This window comes from Streptomyces sp. CA2R106, assembly GCF_037034245.1.
Classification (GTDB): Bacteria; Actinomycetota; Actinomycetes; order Streptomycetales; family Streptomycetaceae; genus Actinacidiphila.
Genome location: NZ_JBAGKC010000174.1, coordinates 1 through 504 on the forward strand (window position 1 = coordinate 1; position 504 = coordinate 504).

The following is a 504-nucleotide window of genomic DNA, read 5'->3' on the forward strand; positions in this document are numbered from 1 at the left end:
CGCCGCGATGCAGCACGGGGTGGTTCCCGCGACGCTGCACGCCGAGGTGCCGTCCTCGCACGTGGACTGGGCCGCGGGCGCGGTGGAGTTGGTGACGGAGGCGGTGCCGTGGCCGGAGACGGATGGGCGGCCGCGTCGTGCGGGGGTGTCGTCCTTCGGGTTCTCCGGTACGAACGCGCATGTGATCATCGAGGCGCCCGAGGTGCCTGAGCCGGTCGAGGAGGGTGTCGAGGTTCAGGGTGCGCCTGGGCTCGTGGGTGGGTCCGGTGTGGGGTTGCCGGTGGTGCCGTGGGTGGTGTCGGGTCGGTCGGTTGAGGGGTTGGCGGGTCAGGCGGGGCGGTTGCTGGAGTTCGTGGGGGAGGGGTGTGGGCGGGTTGACGCGGTGGATGTGGGGTGGTCGTTGGTGTCGTCGCGTGCGGTGTTGGAGCACCGTGCGGTGGTGCTCGGGGTGGACGGGGCGGAGTTGTGTGCGGGGTTGGGTGCGGTGGCGGAGGGTGTGGAGGC

The 504-nt window shown here is 72.2% G+C and carries 1 protein-coding gene; it reads left to right on the top strand.

Annotated features, from left to right (window positions below; genetic code table 11):
* Positions 1 to 7: 7 nt before the first annotated feature.
* On the top strand, positions 8 to 504 hold a 497-nt coding region (locus WA788_RS35595; protein ID WP_335984652.1), incomplete at its 3' end, for a ketoacyl-synthetase C-terminal extension domain-containing protein.